Source organism: Idiomarina abyssalis (genome assembly GCF_900116625.1).
GTDB classification, from domain to species: domain Bacteria; phylum Pseudomonadota; class Gammaproteobacteria; order Enterobacterales; family Alteromonadaceae; genus Idiomarina; species Idiomarina abyssalis.
In genome coordinates, this window is sequence record NZ_FPBE01000004.1 from 165,838 (window position 1) to 183,133 (window position 17,296).

The window sequence follows — 17,296 nt, forward strand, 5'->3', positions numbered from 1 at the left end:
CCCATGCAACTGAGTGAATTGTTAAGTCCCGACTGCACCAAGTGTGCAGTCGAGGGCGCAAGTAAAAAACGACTGCTTGAAACCATTAGTCAAATCGTAGCTCCTAAGTTGTCCGGCATTACCCGCCACGACATTTTTGAGAGCCTATTGAACCGTGAGCGCCTGGGCAGTACGGGAATTGGCTTAGGTATCGCAATTCCTCATGGCCGATTGCCCAATGCTAACCACCCGGTTGCGGTATTGCTCACGTTAGATGAGCCGATTGAGTTTGACTCTATCGACAATCAACCCGTCGATATTATCTTCGCGCTTCTGGTACCAGAATCCGAACACGAAAACCATTTGCAGACTTTGGCTTCTGTCGCTCGCCGTATGAATGACAAAGACTGCACACGTGCACTACGCCAGGCTGACTCCGACAAAGACTTATACCAATTATTTATTGGCGAAGGTGAGCAGTCGCCATGCAACTGATCATTGTTAGTGGTCGTTCCGGTTCAGGTAAAACCATCGCATTGCGAGTCCTTGAGGATTTAGGTTTTTACTGCGTCGATAATTTGCCAATAAGCCTGCTACCTACGTTAGTACATGCCGTTATCGAGCAATACCAGAAAATTGCCATTAGCATTGATGTTCGTAACTTACCCGAACACTCCGAAGAACTGCTGGATTCACTCAATTTTTTGCCCAAAGGCGTAGAGCCCGAAATTCTGTTCATTGATGCAGACGACAACACCTTATTAAAGCGTTTCGGTGAAACCCGGCGACTACACCCACTCTCTCAAAAAGAACTGCCTTTACTGGAAGCGCTTCAAACCGAGCATAAGATGCTTGAGCCTATTATGGAGCGTGCCACCTGGCGTCTCGACAGTAGCGACTTGTCGCTGCACCAGCTGAGCGAACAGGTTACTGAGCGTGTACTTGGTCGCGCAGATAAAAAACTCATTATTGTCTTTCAGTCGTTTGGCTTTAAATATGGCTTACCCAAAGACGCCGACTTTGTTTTTGACGCGCGAATTTTACCGAACCCACACTGGCAACCTGAGCTAAAGTTGTTAACGGGGTTGGATACCGACGTCCAACTCTTCTTTCGCCAACAACCTTTAGTCACTAAGTTTATCTATCAGCTGGAAAACTTTCTCGACACTTGGTTACCACATTTTCAGCGCAGCAACCGAAGTTATCTGACTATTGCCACCGGCTGTACTGGTGGCCAGCACCGTTCAGTTTATATTTCTCAGCAGCTAGCCGAACGCTTTGAACAAAAAGACCTAAAGGTTCAGGTCAGACATCGGGAGTTAAAGCGCAATGGATAAAGTTTGCAGAAACCTAATTATTCGCAATAAACTGGGTCTGCATGCTCGCGCCGCAACCAAGCTGGCTCAATTAACACAAGAATTTGATTCAACCATAACGGTGCGACAAGGCGAACAATGCGTGAATGCCGCCAGTGTAATGTGTCTGATGCTACTGGCCAGCCAACAGGGTAAATCTGTTGAAGTGTGTGCTGAAGGAAAAGATGCACAAGCGGCGCTGGATGCTGTTAGTGCGTTATTTGAAGATCGCTTCGAGGAAGACGAATAAACATGATTGCGGAACTGTCCGACAAAGAATATGCCATGCAGCGCATCCAGGAGGTTAACTCCGCGCTGTCCGATGGTATGTTCGTTGCTGCTCGCCGTATGCTGCATAATATGCCGGCATGTGACGTGGCACTGTTGTTGGAGTCTTCGCCACCGAAAAGCCGTTCCATTGTCTGGAAACTGGTCGATGTTGAAGAACACGGTGAAATTCTTGAAGAACTGAACGAAGAAGTTCAGAAAGACATTATTCGCCAAATGGCACCGGAGAACCTTGCCGCTGCCACCGAAGGCATGGACACCGATGACCTGGCCTACGTTTTGCGTGGCTTACCTGAGCCAGTCTATCAGGAAGTTCTGAAGTCCATGGACGAGAGCGACCGTGAACGTGCGGAAACAGCGCTCTCATACGCCGAAGACAGCGCTGGTGGTATCATGAACACCGATACTATCACCCTGCGCTCAGACGTCACTATAGACGTTGTTCTGCGTTACTTGCGTCTTAAGGGCGAACTGCCCGAAGCGACAGACAAACTCTATGTTGTCGACCGCAATGAAAAAGTCACCGGTGAGATATCTCTGACTCAACTACTGACCGTTGACCCGAGCCGCCGTATTGATGAGATTATGTCGTCTGACATTACGACCATACCCGTCGATATGGAAGAAACCGAGGTCGCGAAGCTATTCGAACGCCATGACTGGGTATCCGCGCCGGTTGTCGACAGTGACCAGCAGCTTGTCGGTCGTATTACCATCGATGACGTGGTCGATATTATTCGCGAAGAAGCCCAGCACTCTATGTTGAGTATGGCGGGTCTGGAAGATGACGAAGATACCTTCGCCCCCGTATTAAAAAGTACCCGACGCCGGACAGTCTGGCTGGCGGTGAACTTAGTGACGGCGTTACTCGCCGCTATGGTCAGTTCCTTATTTGAAGATATTTTAGCGCAAATGGCGGTACTGGCTATTCTGAACACCATTGTGCCCAGTATGGGTGGTATCGCTGGTAGTCAGACACTGACGCTGGTGATACGAGGTATGGCTCTGGGCCATATAGGAACCAGTAACTCCCGATGGCTTATCGGTAAAGAGTTAGCTATTGGTTTCTTAAACGGCATTATCTGGTCGGTGCTGATTGCGGCTGTCGTCGCGCTGTGGAAGCAGGACTGGTTAGTCGGTGGGATTATCGCCTTTGCAATGATGATGAACCTGGTAGCTGCCGCGTTAGCCGGTGCGACCATACCACTTGTTCTTAAGCGCTTTAATATTGACCCGGCTCTGGCGGGCGGGGTTATCCTCACTACCGTGACTGACGTTGTCGGTATCTTTGCCTTCCTTGGCTCAGCAACCTTATTACTGTCTTAAATCTTTTTAGTTTAATTACCGGCAACACTCATTTGCTCTAACAATACAGAACCTGTGTGCAGCGCGTGGCGCTCATCGGTGTCATTACCTATGGCAACAATGTTCGCCAGCATGTCTTTTAAGTTACCGGCAATAGTGACTTCTTCTACCGGATATTGAATTTCTCCGTTTTCAACCCAGAAGCCGGCGGCGCCACGTGAGTAGTCACCGTTGACCATATTCACGCCCTGGCCCATTAGCTCAGTTACCAGCAAACCAGTACCCATTTTCTTGCACAATTGTGCTAAAGAATTATCCTGCTGTGTAACTCGCCAATTGTGAATGCCTCCAGCGTGCCCGGTTGGCTGCATACCCAATTTACGCGCGGCGTAACTGGCTAACAGGTAGGTCTGCAAAACACCGTCGGTAATAATATTCTGCTCTTTTGTCGCCAGGCCTTCTGCATCGAATGGCGAGCTCGCCAGGCCACCAATAATGTGTGGTTTTTCCTGAATATTAAGCCACTCGGGCAGTACCTGTTTACCGAGCTGATCAAGCAGGAAGCTGGATTTACGATACAAATTGCCACCGCTGATTGCGCTCACCAAGTGTCCAAACAAACTTCCGGCAATGTCTGCCCGGAAAATGACCGGCACTTTAGCGGTTGGTACTTTGCGTGCACCTAAGCGGGACAAGGTTTCTGCAGCGGCCTCTTCGGCAACGCTTTCGGCAGATTTAAGTTCCTGCATCTTACGCGCAACAGAATAGCTCATGTCGCGCTGCATCTTGTCGCCCTCTTTGGCGATTAAAACGCAACTGAGGTTATGCCGGGACTGTAAATAGCCACCGATAAAACCATGACTATTACCGTAAACCCGAAAGCCGGTATGGCTGCCGTAATGCGCGCCGTCTGAATTAACAATGCGCTCATCCAGATTCAAAGCATGTTTCTCACAAGCCAGAGCCTGCTTTATAGCGTACTCAGCACTCTGATCACCCGGGTGGCACAAGTCCAGATCGGGCACATCGGTAGCCATTAATTCTGCCGGAGCCAAGCCATTGTATGGATCCGGAGAAGTGAACCGAGCAATATCACAGGCTTTATCAACTGCCGCACTAATTGCTTGCTCAGACAGGTCAGTGGTTGATGCCGAACCTTTCTGGTGTCCACGGTAAACGCTAATACCCAGCGCACCGTCCTGATTAAACTCTACGGTTTCAACTTCTCCCAGGCGTGTGCCCACTGAAATACCTGAACTGTGGCTTATTGAGCACTCGGCAGAACTGACACCTTTGGCCTCAGCCAGACGCAGCGCTTCTTTTACCGCAGTCTCTACCTGCTTCATTTGAACCTGTAAGTCACTCAGTTGTACTATCAAAAAACTCTCCTCACTGCTAAACTGACGGCTTTGTAGCGCTAATGAATCGAACTTATGCCTAAACGCCCAGCCGAAAATCCTGAACAATCTGACGACTTCGTCAGCAAGTCCCAAAAAAAACGCGAAATGGCGGAACGCCAGGAGCTTGGGACTCAACTTGTCAATTTAACCGACAGCCAGTTAGCAAAAATGCCACTGGATGATGAGCTGCGCGATGCCGTTTTACTTGCCCATAAAATTCGCAACAAGCACGAAGGCTACCGACGCCAGCTTCAATTTATTGGCAAGCTCATGCGCTTACGTGATATTGCGCCTATTGAGCAAGCTCTAAATAATCTAAAAAATGCGCATCAACAGCAGACTTCTATCTTCCACGAGATTGAAACCACTCGCGATAAGCTGCTGCATGAAGGCGACGACGCTCTGCAAGCATTTATTGAGGAGCATCCTCATGCTGACCGCCAAAAACTGCGTCAGTTAATCCGCCTTGCAGAGAAGCAAAAAGCGGAACAAAAACCGCCTGTTGCCGCTCGTCAACTCTTCGTCTATTTACGTGAACTGCTTGCCTAGCCGCAGGCAGTTCGGTTATTCCGTACCACCTACGGTCATTGAATCCAGTTTCAGGGTTGGCTGACCAACGCCTACGGGTAAACTTTGCCCATCTTTACCGCAAACGCCCACACCTTCGTCCAGCGATAAATCATTCCCAACCATAGACACTTGTGCCATGGCTTCTGGTCCGTTACCAATAAGTGTTGCACCTTTTAATGGTGTGGTGATTTTCCCGTCTTCAATTAAATAAGCTTCAGACGCAGAAAAAACGAACTGCCCTGAAGTAATATCGACCTGGCCACCCGCAAACTGGGGGGCGTAAATCCCTTTTTTCACACTACCGATAATCTCTTCCGGACTGTTCTCGCCGGCGAGCATATAGGTATTGGTCATTCGCGGCATCGGCAGATGAGCAAAGCTTTCGCGGCGTCCGTTTCCGGTCGTTGCCTGACCCATTAAACGCGCATTCATTTTGTCCTGCATGTAACCGCGCAGCACGCCATTCTCAATCAATACGTTGTAACCACTCGGCGTGCCTTCGTCATCAATACTCATTGAGCCACGGCGATCACTCAGTGTGCCATCATCGACAATAGTGCAAAGTGGTGAAGCCACTTGCTCGCCAATTTTACCGGAATAAGCGGATGACCCTTTACGATTAAAGTCACCTTCTAAACCATGGCCAACCGCTTCATGCAACAGCACACCCGGCCAACCCGATCCCAGAACCACCGGCATATTGCCCGCAGGTGCCGGCTTTGCTTCTAAATTAACCAGCCCCTGACGTACAGCTTCTTCAGCAAAACGCTGCCAACGCGCGTTACCGCTTTTTTCTTCCAGGAAAAACTCATATCCTACACGCGCTCCACCACCGGCACTGCCGCGCTCGCGGCGGCCGTTTTGCTCGGTGATGACAGAGCAATTTAGACGAATTAAGGGGCGTTTATCCGTTCCCAGAGTACCGTCTGTTGCAGCGACCAGAACTTCATCGTAACTGCCACTAAGGCTCACGACGACCTGGCTCACTCTTGAGTCCTGGGCACGTGCGTGGGCATCTACTTTTTTTAGTAATTCGATTTTTTCATCTTCAGATAAGGTATCCAGCGGGTTAAGCGCTTCATAGCGCGACTTAGCCTGCACCGATTTCAACGCCTGGACTTTTTTACTTTGTCCCTGACGGGCTATACCCCGGGCAGCTTCGCTGGTACGTTTAAGCGCATTCAAAGTAATTTCATCGGCGTACGCAAAACCGGTTTTTTCGCCTTGCACCGCGCGCACGCCCATACCGGTTTCTATATGAAACGCTCCGTCCTTAATAATGCCATCTTCCAGCACCCAGGACTCATTGACACTGTGTTGTAAATAAATATCAGCAAAGTCGATATCACCGCTATAAAGTGTTGATAACGCGTTGCTTATTTCGTCTTGTGACAGTTCGTAGTCAGTTAGTGTCATGTCTTTTGTACAACCTCAAATTGATTCTGTTGCGCCACCGGCATTTGCTTTCGAATGGATTCTACATCCGCTAAGTCAACGCTGGCTGAAATAATGCCTTCGCCCTGCTCCTGCTCGACCAGTATTTCACCCCAGGGGCTAACAATAATCGAGTGCCCATAGGTTTCGCGGCCATTATCATGCTGTCCGACTTGGTTCGGCGCTACAATAAACACCTGCTGCTCAATAGCTCTGGCCCGAACTAACGCATGCCAGTGAGCCTTCCCTGTAACCTGAGTGAATCCGGAGGGTAAAACAATGATATCGGAGCCCGCCTGACGCAATGCTCTAAATAACTCTGGAAAGCGCAGATCATAACACACTGACATACCAACCACACCTAAGTCGGTTGCGGCGGTTACTACTTCAGTGCCGGGTTTCGTCCATTTTGACTCCCGGTATTTTTTGGTGTTATCTGCAACATCGACATCAAATAAATGAATTTTATCGTAGCGATTGACAATAGAACCGTCAGGCCCGAAGAGTAACGATGCCGCAGAGAAACGCTCGCCTGCCGCTATGGGTATGGTGCCGGCAACCAGATAAATACCATGCGCTTTTGCCAGCGAAGCCAACTGTCGCTGTATTTCACCGTCCTGATAGGTTTCAGCCATATCCAACTGCGCACGATCACCAGCACCGAAGCAACAAAACGCTTCCGGCAACACCACCAGTTGCGGACGCGCAGCGGGAAGTCGCTCTAATAACTTAGCAACAGTGGTCAGATTATCTTGCGGATCCGGGCGACTGCTCATCTGCAGCGCCGTCAGTTGCACTTGTGTCATCATCTGCCTCGGAATCGGTTGAGTTCTCTTCCAATTCTGGCAAATCAACAGGGCGGCTGTCACGTTCTATTTCTTCAACTACCGGATCATCAATGGTTCCTGTCACCTGATACCGCAAGCGAGAAATGACTTTAGCGTCATGCAGTACCTTGTCAATAAACAAGGCAGCAAGGCCGCTGGGCGGGTTAACCATCCAGGCCAGAATAATAGGAAGGCTGGAAGTCACTTTAGGTGCATAAGTCAGATTATAGTTTAACTCGCCGGTGTTCATGTCTGTCCACCCGCGAATTTCCATATCGCCGGCGGAGCCTAATAGCTGCGCGTCATTGGTGTTGGCCACGCCGTCTTCAACCTGAACGCTCCCCGTTAAGTCAGTAAAGAACATTCCCTGAGAGAAGATGTCACGGAAATCCAGTGTCAACTTACGAAGAATGCTGTCCAGACTCAGCATAGAAAACAAACGCGCACCACCATCACTGACTTCGGCCAAATAACCTTTCTCTAAATCCCATTTAATTTCACCATTGAGTGACTCCCACTCGAACTGATGTAGATGGTCTTGCCAATTCAAATCAAAATCAATAACCGCCGCGCTGTCCCTTATTGCGGTTTCCAAACCATAATCGCGTAATAAATCGCCCAAATCTTCGCTACTTAGGCTACCGGACAAAGCGCTGAATCCCCGCTCTTCTGAATGCCGCCAGAACCCTGTCAGTGTCAGCTCGTCACTGTCTTTTTTAAGCGTCATTTTTTCAATACTGAAGCCGTCATCAAGAGGACTAAGAATCAACTCTACTTCACCTAAGTCTTTTTCATCGATACGGCAACTACGGCACAGAAAATTCAATGGAGGGACTTTTTCAAGCCAGCTCCAGTTCGTTTCATCCGATTCCTCCGGTAATTCAAAACCCGTGCTTAAGGCTAAATAATCCGCTCTAATGCTGATACCTTGCTGCACAAAATTCTCGGGGATTGTCGCGCTTAGCACGGCGTTATTCGCGTCTACGCGGGCTTGCCAGCCTGACTCACCAGGCCATACCTGGATATCGGCCTGATTAAATCTCTGCTGCCCCCAGCGCAACTGAGGTGTTTCAATACTAATAGAGTCCGGCAACCACCCATCACCACTGCTCTGCTGTTCACTATCAACACCTGCTCCCTCTGCCAGAGCGTAGATAACTGAATACCACTGTCCAATATCCGCTTGAGGTAACTCCGCATTCACAGCAAACCCGGTAAAACTGCCCGGCTCATCTGCTGAAGATACTTCTCCGACATTCAATACGGCTTGCTGCCATCCGTTACTACCAGGCTGCCAAAGGCTGTCCCAGCTAAGACGATCATCGATATTGGCGCGCAGTCGCAGTTGGTCACCGTTTCCATTGAGACGAACTGAGAGCTGCCACCCCTCTCCAAAGTCCTTTTGCAAAGGTTCGGGCAGTGAGGTTTCCAGCCCCGTCAAATCAAACTGTGACTCCAGTTCAACACCAACATCTTCGTTACTAAGGCGCAAAGATAAGTCCGCTTCGCCGTTAACCGCACCATAGAAAAACGGTTCCCATTGCGGGTAAGGGAGTTGTTCAAACAAAGGCTCGCTTTGCCAGTCTATTGCCGTAGTGATATCGAGCAGGTACTCCTCATCACTTAACTCACCAGACACCTGAGTATCTATTGGCATTCCATACCAGTTTAAACGTAAACCCTCGGTGCTGACGCTACTGTTCTCTACCGTTAATTGCCCGTTCGTTATGTCAAAGGTCTGCTGTAATGCCTCAACGGTAATTGAAACCCCTTTCAGCGGCGCGCTGACTTCTACCGCCACTTCACGAGAACCATTAAACGGAATGTCTAATTCAAACGCCCCCTCAACCTCACCTTTAGGGTTAAGCTGCAATAGGGTTTCAGTCACGCTATCAAGCGGAGACTGTTCAAAAACAGGAAGTAAAGATTCAGCCTTACCACTCACATTCGCCTGTACTTGCAAACCCTGCTCCGCATCCGTTAAATCAGGAATTTGGGCATCAACCTGCTTCACCTGTACCTCGTTAATGTGGCCGGCATTTGCTGACATCCGCAAGGCTTTGTTATAGAAATCTAATTTTAAGGGTGCGTTTTCTAACGGCAACCAATTTGGTTGAAACCGGTAGCTCAAAGTATCGAAGTCAACACGCGCGTTGAAAACGCCATTCTGTTTTTCCCCCGGAAACTCATTGACCGGCCCGCGCCATAATACTTCAAGACCTTTAGCCTCACCGGATACTAAAGCATTAGTGAGATAATCTTTGACGCCCTGCCCCATAACTGAGGGGAGCAATGTCCGCGCCGTTGAGACGGAAAAAGGTTGTTGGGTTGACAGTAGCGCATCAACTTGAGGTGTGACCGCTCCGCGACCAGAAACCTGTCCACTGCCCGCTAGAAGAAAATCGTCCTTAGCTAATTCCATCTGTTCTAACCGGACTTTCCAGTGTTCGGATTGCACTAGCCACGAACCGGATAAACTCAAAGTATCAATATCCCACGCCTGTTCAGGAGACAAGCTATTGCCTGCAAGTCGAACATTACGACCATCGATACGCCAATATCCCTGGTTTGCGGTGCTATTTACCGCTAAATCCAGGCCATTGAAGCTTGGCAAATTATCGTTACCGTCGGCAGATAAATTTTCACTTTTCAACGACCACTGCCGGCCAGAAACCGGGTGCATCCGATACCGAAAACTTGCTTTGCCATTAAGACCCAGGGCCATCAATCCGTTGGTATCAAAGTCGACAGGAATTAAAGGAAGCAGACCAATGACTTCACCGATATCCATATCGTCGATGCTAATATCATGAACATCAGTCAATTGCTGCCAGGCAATACGGGGGATGTCTAACTGACCAACAGAGGTGTTCACTGTCATAGGTAAGCTGTTGATAAGCCACCCTTCAGCTTCCGGCCTCAGAATAATTTCGCCCTCAGGGAGCTGAAGCCATTTAAGCTCATCGGCTCCGGCATCGAGCCAGGTGATGCGGTTATCTCTTAGTTTAAGTAACCCCTCAAACAACTGACCGTTACGAACATCTAGCCAGCCGGTGAAGTTAACATTCGAAGCTTGTACATCAATATCCCCCAATTGTTCTTCTAACCAGGGACTAATGTCGACATTTTGAGAATCGACGTAAAATTGACCATTAAACTCTGACCAACGATCACCTCGTAAATCAATAATGAAATTAAGGCTGTTGGTGGCAAAGTCTTCCATTCTGAACTGACCTATCCCCTGGTGTTTTTTGCCTTCATTTGTCCAGGACAGGCGATCAATATCAATTTTACGTGTCACTCCACGCAGATTGGTCAGTAATAATTCGCCATTATTCAGTGAAAACTTCTCTAACTGCTGCAAAAACAAACGGTTAATGTAGTCGATATTTAATTCTTCGGTTTCATCAAGACCGGAAAATTTCCTCAGATCCAAAGCTATGCGTGCATCTTCCAGAATAAACTGCTCAGCAATCAACTGTCTGTCCAACAGCGTATTCCAAAAATCCAGTACAACATGAACTTCACCGACGCGCACTTGCAGAGGTGACTTCTCACGCTCCAGTAAAACAAGATTATCGAGGACAACAGAAGGGCCTTCTCTGGTCCAGGTCATAGACAGGTCGCTGATACTCACGGGTTGCTGAAAACGGGCTTCCAACTGCTCTTCGAGAGGTTCAGTTAAATCGGGCAGGTAAGGCAGGCTGTAGCGCAATAAACTCAGGCCGACCGCAACCAGCACCAGCACAATAGCCAGCGTTAGCCAGAGTTTGTTCAATATCCACGACAGAGTACGCATTAGCCTTACATCATGACAACGTCGAATTGTTCCTGATTATACAAGGGTTCGGTTTGTATCTTTATTTGACGCGAAACAAAGAGCTCAAGTTCAGCCAGAGCATGAGATTCTTCATTAAGTAAGGCTTCACTTACCTGAGCGGAGGCGTAAACAACGAACTTATCCGCTTCGTAGGCTTTGTGCACCCGGACAATTTCTCGCATAATTTCATAGCAGACCGTTTCCACGGTTTTCATACTGCCGCGTCCAAGACAAACCGGGCATTCGGAACACAAAACATGCTCCAGACTCTCTCTGATGCGTTTACGGGTCATCTCAACCAAGCCCAGAGAAGTAAACCCATTAATGGTCGTCTTTGCACGGTCTTTAGCCAATGCCTGCTCCAGACTATGGAGAACCCGACGCTTATGCTCTTCATCCTGCATATCAATGAAGTCGATAATGATAATGCCACCCAGGTTTCGCAAGCGTAATTGTCGGGCAATAGACTGTGTTGCTTCGATGTTGGTATTAAAGATGGTTTCTTCCAGATTACGGTGACCAACAAAAGCACCGGTATTAATGTCTACCGTTGTCATGGCTTCGGTCTGATCAATAATCAACGATCCACCTGACTTCAAATCAACCCTGCGGTCTAACGCGCGCTGCATTTCATTTTCCACGTCGAACAAGTCGAAAATGGGACGATCACCGGTATAATACTCAAGTACGCTGGTCAATTCCGGAATAAAGTCCTGAGTGAAAGTTTTTAAGGTGTCAAAAGTCACCTTAGAATCCACTCGAATACGCTCTATTTCTTCTCCGACAAAGTCTCTCAATACGCGACAGGAAAGGTTGAGGTCTTCGTACAACATGCCCACTTTGCGCTGAGATTTTTTGCGGGCTTTGATTTTATCCCACAACCGGAAAAGAAAGTCTGCATCACCCCTTAAAGACTGTTCCGAAGCGCCTTCTGCCGCTGTCCGTACAATGAATTTCCCGTCTACCTTACTAACATCTTCAGCCAATTGACGTAAGCGTTCACGCTCATCACCCTCTTCAATGCGCTGAGAGACGCCCACATGGTCGCTCTTGGGCATAAAGACCAAATACCTTGAGGGTAGGGTTATATCGGTTGTTAAACGCGCTCCTTTGGTTCCCAGGGGGTCCTTTACCACCTGCACCATAATGTGCTGCCCCTGGTGTACCAGCTCGGTAATCTTTTGCTGAGGCTTTTCATCCGGTTGAGGCAGGTCATCGCCGTCCACTTGAACAACAATGTCGGAAGCGTGTAAAAATGCGGCTTTGTCCAGGCCAATATCAATAAAAGCCGCCTGCATACCCGGCAGCACTCTGGACACCTTACCCATGTAGATATTACCGACTAGCCCACGCTTTGCCTGGCGTTCAATATGGACTTCCTGCAAGATGCCGTTTTCAACAAGCACAACACGAGTCTCTGTGGGGGTCACATTCATTAAGACTTCAACGCTCATCGACTTCACCTTCCATTTCGAACATCCGCAATAGTTGCTCCGTTTCATACAAAGGTAAGCCAACAACCGCAAAGTAGCTACCGTCGATGCGCTTTACAAACTTACCGCCATAGCCCTGAATACCATAGCCAGCAGCTTTATCGTGCGGCTCTCCGGTTTCCCAGTAGGCTTCTATTTCTTCATTGGTAAGCGCCGCAAACTCAACCTGAGTTGTTACCACGGCGGTTTCCTGCTCCTGAATACTACGACCATTCCAGTAGCAGACACTGACGGACGTTAAAACCTGGTGCGTCTGCCCTGACAGCTGCTTCATCATTTGGCTGAAATGCTCGTAGTTTTCAGGTTTTTCCATAACCTGCCCCTGAAAACTGATTAAGGTATCAGAGCCTATAACCAAACAGGCCTCATTTTGCCTTTTCGCTACAGCCTGCGCTTTTTCTTCAGCCAGCCGGGTCACATAGTCCATAGCAGTTTCATTCTGGCCACGGCACTCTTCAATTTCAGGAACACAACAGTCGAAGGGCCGATGCAGTAAGGTCAGCAGTTCTCTGCGCCTTGGCGACGACGAGGCAAGCAAAAGACGCATCAGACTACCCCAAACTGGCGACGGACTTTTCGTAATAACGGGAACACCCAAAGCCAGAATACGGCCGATGTTAGTACCGGCCAGAAATAGGACAGTGTAAATTCTGCGTCGTGCAAAAATACATTCGCCTCAAAGACCACAAAGCGTTTAATAAATATGAGTAAAGCAATGACCAGCGCCTGCTGAATTAAGGCAAAGTTACGAATACGCTGAAAATGGCGCGCCGCAAAATAAGTAACCACCACCATGCCTAACGCGTGAACACCCACAATAGAGCCTAATAAAATGTCACTTAAAACCCCAAGAGCTAACGCTGTGCCCATATTAACCCGATGTGGCAGAGCTATTATCCAATACAACATGACCAGAGTCGGCCAGTCAGGACGGAAGGTGTCGAATGCGGCAGGCATCGGCATCACCATCAGCGTAAGTGCAATGACGTATGTAACCAGCAAGGTGATAAACCCGGGTTTAACCACAATCATCCCTCGTCCTCATCGAAAATCGGTTGTTGCTCACCTTCACTAGGCCATAGCAAAAGCACATTACGAACACGGTCCAGTGCGCTGACAGGGTCAGCGAATACCGTTGCAAAAGGCAACGACTCGTCTCTAACAATACTGCTGATTCGCGCAACGGGATAGCCTTCAGGAAATACGCCACCCAAGCCTGAGGACATCAGTAAGTCACCTTTTTGTAAATCACTGCTGTGTGGGATAAACATGAGCTCAAGGCGACCAATATCACCGGTTCCCTGTGCCAATACCCGAATGTCATTGCGCTCTGAGCGCAAAGATATGGCGTGACTTTGGTCAGACAACAATAAAACACGGGCGGTATTTCCGCCAACATCCTGCACCTGACCAATAATACCATTGCTGTCGAGCACCGGCTGCCCTTCATAGACGCCACTCAGGGTACCCTTATTGATGACCAACTGTTGTGAAAACGGCTCTGATGCAACCGCAATAACTTCCGCTACCATACGACGAGCGGAGTCGCGTGCATCGGACCCCAGCAATTCTCGCAGCCGTTTATTTTCATTCTGAAGAAAGCGAAGCTGCTGTTGCTCACCCTGTAACTCAAGAATCGCCTGCTTCAGGCGTTTGTTCTCTTCGCTGAGCTGAGAGGTTGTTTTTACCGATTCAGACAAGCCGTCCAGTATCTGTTCAGGCAAAATAGCCAGGTACTGCACTGGAGCCACTAACGAATTGAGAAATAGACGGACAGGCTTCATCGCTTGTAGGCGATGATCAATAAAAATCAGTAGAAACGAACAGGCTAGTGCGAGCACTAGCCTGGAGAGTAAGGATGGACCTCGGGCAAACAGAGTTTTCATGAATTACTCATAACTGAATAAATCACCACCATGCATATCAATCATCTCTAAGGCTTTACCGCCACCGCGTGCAACACAGGTGAGCGGATCATCAGCAATAATGACCGGAATACCGGTTTCTTCAACCAACAAGCGATCAAGGTCTTTCAGTAAGGCACCGCCACCTGTCAGAACCATACCACGCTCTGAAATATCGGATGCTAACTCCGGTGGCGACTGTTCCAATGCAACCATGACGGCACTGACAATACCCATTAGCGGCTCTTGCAGAGCTTCCAGTATTTCATTGCTGTTTAGCGTAAACGAGCGCGGAACCCCTTCAGCCAAGTTGCGGCCACGCACTTCAATTTCTTTCAGTTCCTCGCCCGGAAACGCAGAGCCTACTTCATGCTTGATGCGTTCAGCGGTTGCATCGCCGATTAAGGCACCAAAATTGCGGCGGACATAGCTGATAATAGCTTCATCAAACTTATCGCCACCAATGCGGACAGAAGACGAATACACCACACCGTTTAGTGAGATAATCGCAACTTCGGTGGTACCGCCACCGATATCAACCACCATGGAGCCTGTTGCCTCTGACACTGGCAACCCAGCACCGATAGCTGCAGCCATCGGTTCATCAATCAAATACACTTCACGAGCACCGGCACCCAGTGCTGACTCGCGGATCGCGCGGCGCTCTACCTGAGTCGAGCCACACGGCACACACACTAAGACGCGAGGGCTGGGACGAAAGTAATTGCTGTCATGCACTTGTTTAATAAAAGACTGAAGCATTTTTTCGCACACATAAAAGTCGGCAATTACGCCATCTTTCATTGGGCGAATGGCGCGAATATTACCCGGAGTACGACCCAACATTTGTTTTGCTGACGCCCCAACAGCGGCTATCGATTTAGGACCGCCCGAGCGTTCCTGCCGAATGGCCACAACGGATGGTTCGTTCAAAACGATACCTTCATCTTTAACGTAGATGAGCGTATTCGCTGTTCCCAGGTCAATAGACAGATCGTTTGAAAAAATGCCGCGAATTTTCTTAAACATGAAGCGGTATATCCCTACTTATTTAGCTAACAGAGTGACAGCAAAAAGCTCAGTATGTGTTACTGAGCTCTTACAACACGGAATCCAATGTAGTTGGAGTTAAAATCTGACGGAAGTTCCATTTTTGTCGAAACTCTTGCCAGACTCGGTGTAAAGTTCCAGGCGCCGCCCTTCACTACCACACCGTTATCGGTTTCAGTCCACTCCCAGACATTACCGACTGTATCGTACAGTCCCCAAGGGTTACGATGGAAGCTAGCGACTGGAGCCGGACGTTTGTTTGACCAATCTGTACCGCAGTTACGGCAGTTTGCTTTACCATAACCAACATCATTTCCCCACCAAAAATCTGTTTCAGAGCCGGCGCGCGCAGCGTATTCCCACTCGGCTTCTGTTGGAATGCTGTATTTAAAACCGCTCTTTTGAGTTAACCAGTCGGCGTATGCTTTAGCATCATTATAACTCACACAAACAACCGGCGAGCTATCTGACTGCTTAAAACCCGGATTTTTCCAGCTTAGATTGTCGTTAAACTGAGGGCGGCCATTGCTAAGGCTTGCACATGTGCCTCGTTTCTCGGCATCAGTGACGTACGCAGTATCTTTTACGAAATTACTAAATTGCTCAACGGTTATTTCAGTGTCTGAAATACCTAAAGCCGTTGGAATTTCACGTGTTTCAGCAGGGCGTTCATTAGGCAAACCATTGCCTACTAGATCACCCATTTTAAATTTCCCGGCAGGGACAACGACTAATTCCGGGCCACGAACGTCACGGAATAGAATGTCCTGAATTTTCTCGCCACGAGTAAAAGAATACTCTGACTTCTCTAAATCAGCTCGAATAGAGGTTGCGTCTTTTAATACTATTTTCTCTGCATAAGCAGAGTATCCGTACTTAAGAACTTCAATTTGGTGTTCACCACCTGGCAACATCACTTCTAACGGTGTTGAGCCATAACTTACGCCATCGATAACAACTTCATCATCATACACGTTCGAGCGTATGGTTAACGGGTGCATGACGGAGCTATCAACCGTTTCCTCATCACCCGCTTGCAGCTCCCCCGGCCGTTGCTCCGCCGCGCAGTAGCGCATATCAACATTCAGCAGAGTACATGCCTGACTTTGCGGCAGCTGCCCTCTCAGTTCCACAGCAAGTTTGACGCCATAATTACCAGCACCACTGAAGCCATTGCTAACGGTTTTTGAACCTAAGATTTGAACGTTCGGGCTCGCTTTTTCAATATTTTCACGTGCCAGCGACGATTCACTTAAGCCATCTAAAATTGTATTGAGATACTGTTTTGAGGCTTTTTGCTTCGCCATCAACTTACCGCGGTTCTCACACTGCGCCAAAGTTTCCTGACGATCACAGCTAATGGACTGGCTCACTTCCAGTTCACCCGTGCGGTTAAACTCGTTCTCTAACCGATCGACCCGAGCTAAGTTACGCTGTTCTTTTAAGGTTTCAATTTCATTAATTAGGCTGTGCTTACTAACACGCGCTTCTTCAACTTCACGCGCCTTTTCATTCACCAGGCTAACCTGCTGCTTAATGTCCGCTTTATTTTGCTGGTGAGCCATGACCGCTTGCTTATATGCTTCCTGAGCGCCAGCAATATCAATTGTGGGGTCTTCTACCAAACGCTGATAGCGGTCATTCATTTCCGCTAAAGCCGATTCGCGCTTTGACTCCAGTTCGCTATTGCGTTCACGCAAGTTTTGTAGCTTTTCACGCAGCTCACGCTCTTCTTGTTGAAGCGTATTAACGGTGCCAGAAAAGTTCTCAAAGTCGCTCTCTAGAGTCGAAATTTGGTTAGCAATTTCTTCGACAGTCATCTCCTGCTGAGCAAGAGCCGTCGAGGCGAATGTCAATGTAGAGGCCATTAC

15 protein-coding genes are annotated in these 17,296 nt (G+C 48.6%); 5 read left to right on the forward strand and 10 right to left on the reverse strand.

From position 1 onward, the window contains the following. Nucleotides 1-3 precede the first annotated feature (3 nt). From ptsN to mgtE, 4 genes are read left to right on the forward strand one after another with little or no spacing between them, the layout of a single operon-like run. The gene (gene ptsN / locus BM359_RS09235) at nucleotides 4-474 is read left to right on the forward strand and encodes a PTS IIA-like nitrogen regulatory protein PtsN (RefSeq protein WP_054489794.1); all 471 of its coding nucleotides are present in this window, start codon (nucleotides 4-6) and stop codon (nucleotides 472-474) included. Continuing rightward, entirely contained in the window at nucleotides 465-1,316 is an 852-nt protein-coding gene (rapZ, locus tag BM359_RS09240; protein WP_054489790.1) for an RNase adapter RapZ, read from the forward strand. Before ptsN ends, rapZ begins: the two co-directional genes overlap by 10 nt. Continuing rightward, a complete protein-coding gene (locus BM359_RS09245) occupies nucleotides 1,309-1,584 on the forward strand; it encodes an HPr family phosphocarrier protein (RefSeq protein ID WP_054489788.1) in 276 nt (91 codons plus the stop codon). The genes rapZ and BM359_RS09245 overlap by 8 nt, the downstream gene beginning before the upstream one ends. Before the next feature lie 2 nt (nucleotides 1,585-1,586). Further along, nucleotides 1,587-2,948 carry a magnesium transporter gene (mgtE, locus tag BM359_RS09250; RefSeq protein ID WP_054489786.1) on the forward strand — a complete coding sequence of 454 codons (1,362 nt, stop codon included), beginning with the start codon at nucleotides 1,587-1,589 and terminating at the stop codon, nucleotides 2,946-2,948. An 11-nt stretch (nucleotides 2,949-2,959) separates the two neighbouring features. Here mgtE and pmbA read toward each other — a convergent pair whose 3' ends face one another. Further along, nucleotides 2,960-4,306 (reverse strand): metalloprotease PmbA, encoded by a 1,347-nt coding sequence (gene pmbA / locus BM359_RS09255; RefSeq protein ID WP_082332155.1) that lies wholly within the window; start codon nucleotides 4,304-4,306, stop codon nucleotides 2,960-2,962. A 54-nt stretch (nucleotides 4,307-4,360) separates the two neighbouring features. Between pmbA and yjgA the strand changes: the two genes are divergently transcribed. After that, a complete protein-coding gene (gene yjgA / locus BM359_RS09260) occupies nucleotides 4,361-4,876 on the forward strand; it encodes a ribosome biogenesis factor YjgA (RefSeq protein ID WP_054489784.1) in 516 nt (171 codons plus the stop codon). Between the two features lie 15 nt (nucleotides 4,877-4,891). On the opposite strand, the gene tldD is transcribed toward yjgA, so the two are convergent. Genes tldD through BM359_RS09305 form a run of 9 tightly spaced genes read right to left on the reverse strand, consistent with a single transcriptional unit; the run spans nucleotide 4,892 to nucleotide 17,293 of the window. After that, nucleotides 4,892-6,313 carry a metalloprotease TldD gene (gene tldD, locus BM359_RS09265; RefSeq protein ID WP_074930848.1) on the reverse strand — a complete coding sequence of 474 codons (1,422 nt, stop codon included), beginning with the start codon at nucleotides 6,311-6,313 and terminating at the stop codon, nucleotides 4,892-4,894. Then, entirely contained in the window at nucleotides 6,310-7,107 is a 798-nt protein-coding gene (locus BM359_RS09270) for a carbon-nitrogen hydrolase family protein (RefSeq protein ID WP_054489783.1), read from the reverse strand. The genes tldD and BM359_RS09270 overlap by 4 nt, the downstream gene beginning before the upstream one ends. Next, entirely contained in the window at nucleotides 7,079-10,957 is a 3,879-nt protein-coding gene (locus BM359_RS09275) for a YhdP family protein (protein WP_054489782.1), read from the reverse strand. The genes BM359_RS09270 and BM359_RS09275 overlap by 29 nt, the downstream gene beginning before the upstream one ends. Before the next feature lie 5 nt (nucleotides 10,958-10,962). Beyond that, the gene (gene rng / locus BM359_RS09280) at nucleotides 10,963-12,432 is read right to left on the reverse strand and encodes a ribonuclease G (RefSeq protein ID WP_054489775.1); all 1,470 of its coding nucleotides are present in this window, start codon (nucleotides 12,430-12,432) and stop codon (nucleotides 10,963-10,965) included. After that, the gene (locus BM359_RS09285; RefSeq protein WP_054489773.1) at nucleotides 12,422-13,018 is read right to left on the reverse strand and encodes a Maf family protein; all 597 of its coding nucleotides are present in this window, start codon (nucleotides 13,016-13,018) and stop codon (nucleotides 12,422-12,424) included. Before BM359_RS09285 ends, rng begins: the two co-directional genes overlap by 11 nt. Continuing rightward, entirely contained in the window at nucleotides 13,018-13,503 is a 486-nt protein-coding gene (gene mreD, locus BM359_RS09290; RefSeq protein ID WP_054489771.1) for a rod shape-determining protein MreD, read from the reverse strand. The genes BM359_RS09285 and mreD overlap by 1 nt, the downstream gene beginning before the upstream one ends. Beyond that, a complete protein-coding gene (gene mreC / locus BM359_RS09295) occupies nucleotides 13,500-14,357 on the reverse strand; it encodes a rod shape-determining protein MreC (protein ID WP_054489769.1) in 858 nt (285 codons plus the stop codon). The genes mreD and mreC overlap by 4 nt, the downstream gene beginning before the upstream one ends. A gap of 3 nt (nucleotides 14,358-14,360) precedes the next feature. Next, a complete protein-coding gene (locus BM359_RS09300) occupies nucleotides 14,361-15,404 on the reverse strand; it encodes a rod shape-determining protein (RefSeq protein WP_054489766.1) in 1,044 nt (347 codons plus the stop codon). Between the two features lie 59 nt (nucleotides 15,405-15,463). Next, nucleotides 15,464-17,293: a formylglycine-generating enzyme family protein gene (locus tag BM359_RS09305; RefSeq protein ID WP_234972488.1), complete on the reverse strand. Its 1,830-nt coding sequence runs from the start codon at nucleotides 17,291-17,293 to the stop codon at nucleotides 15,464-15,466. Nucleotides 17,294-17,296 lie beyond the last annotated feature (3 nt).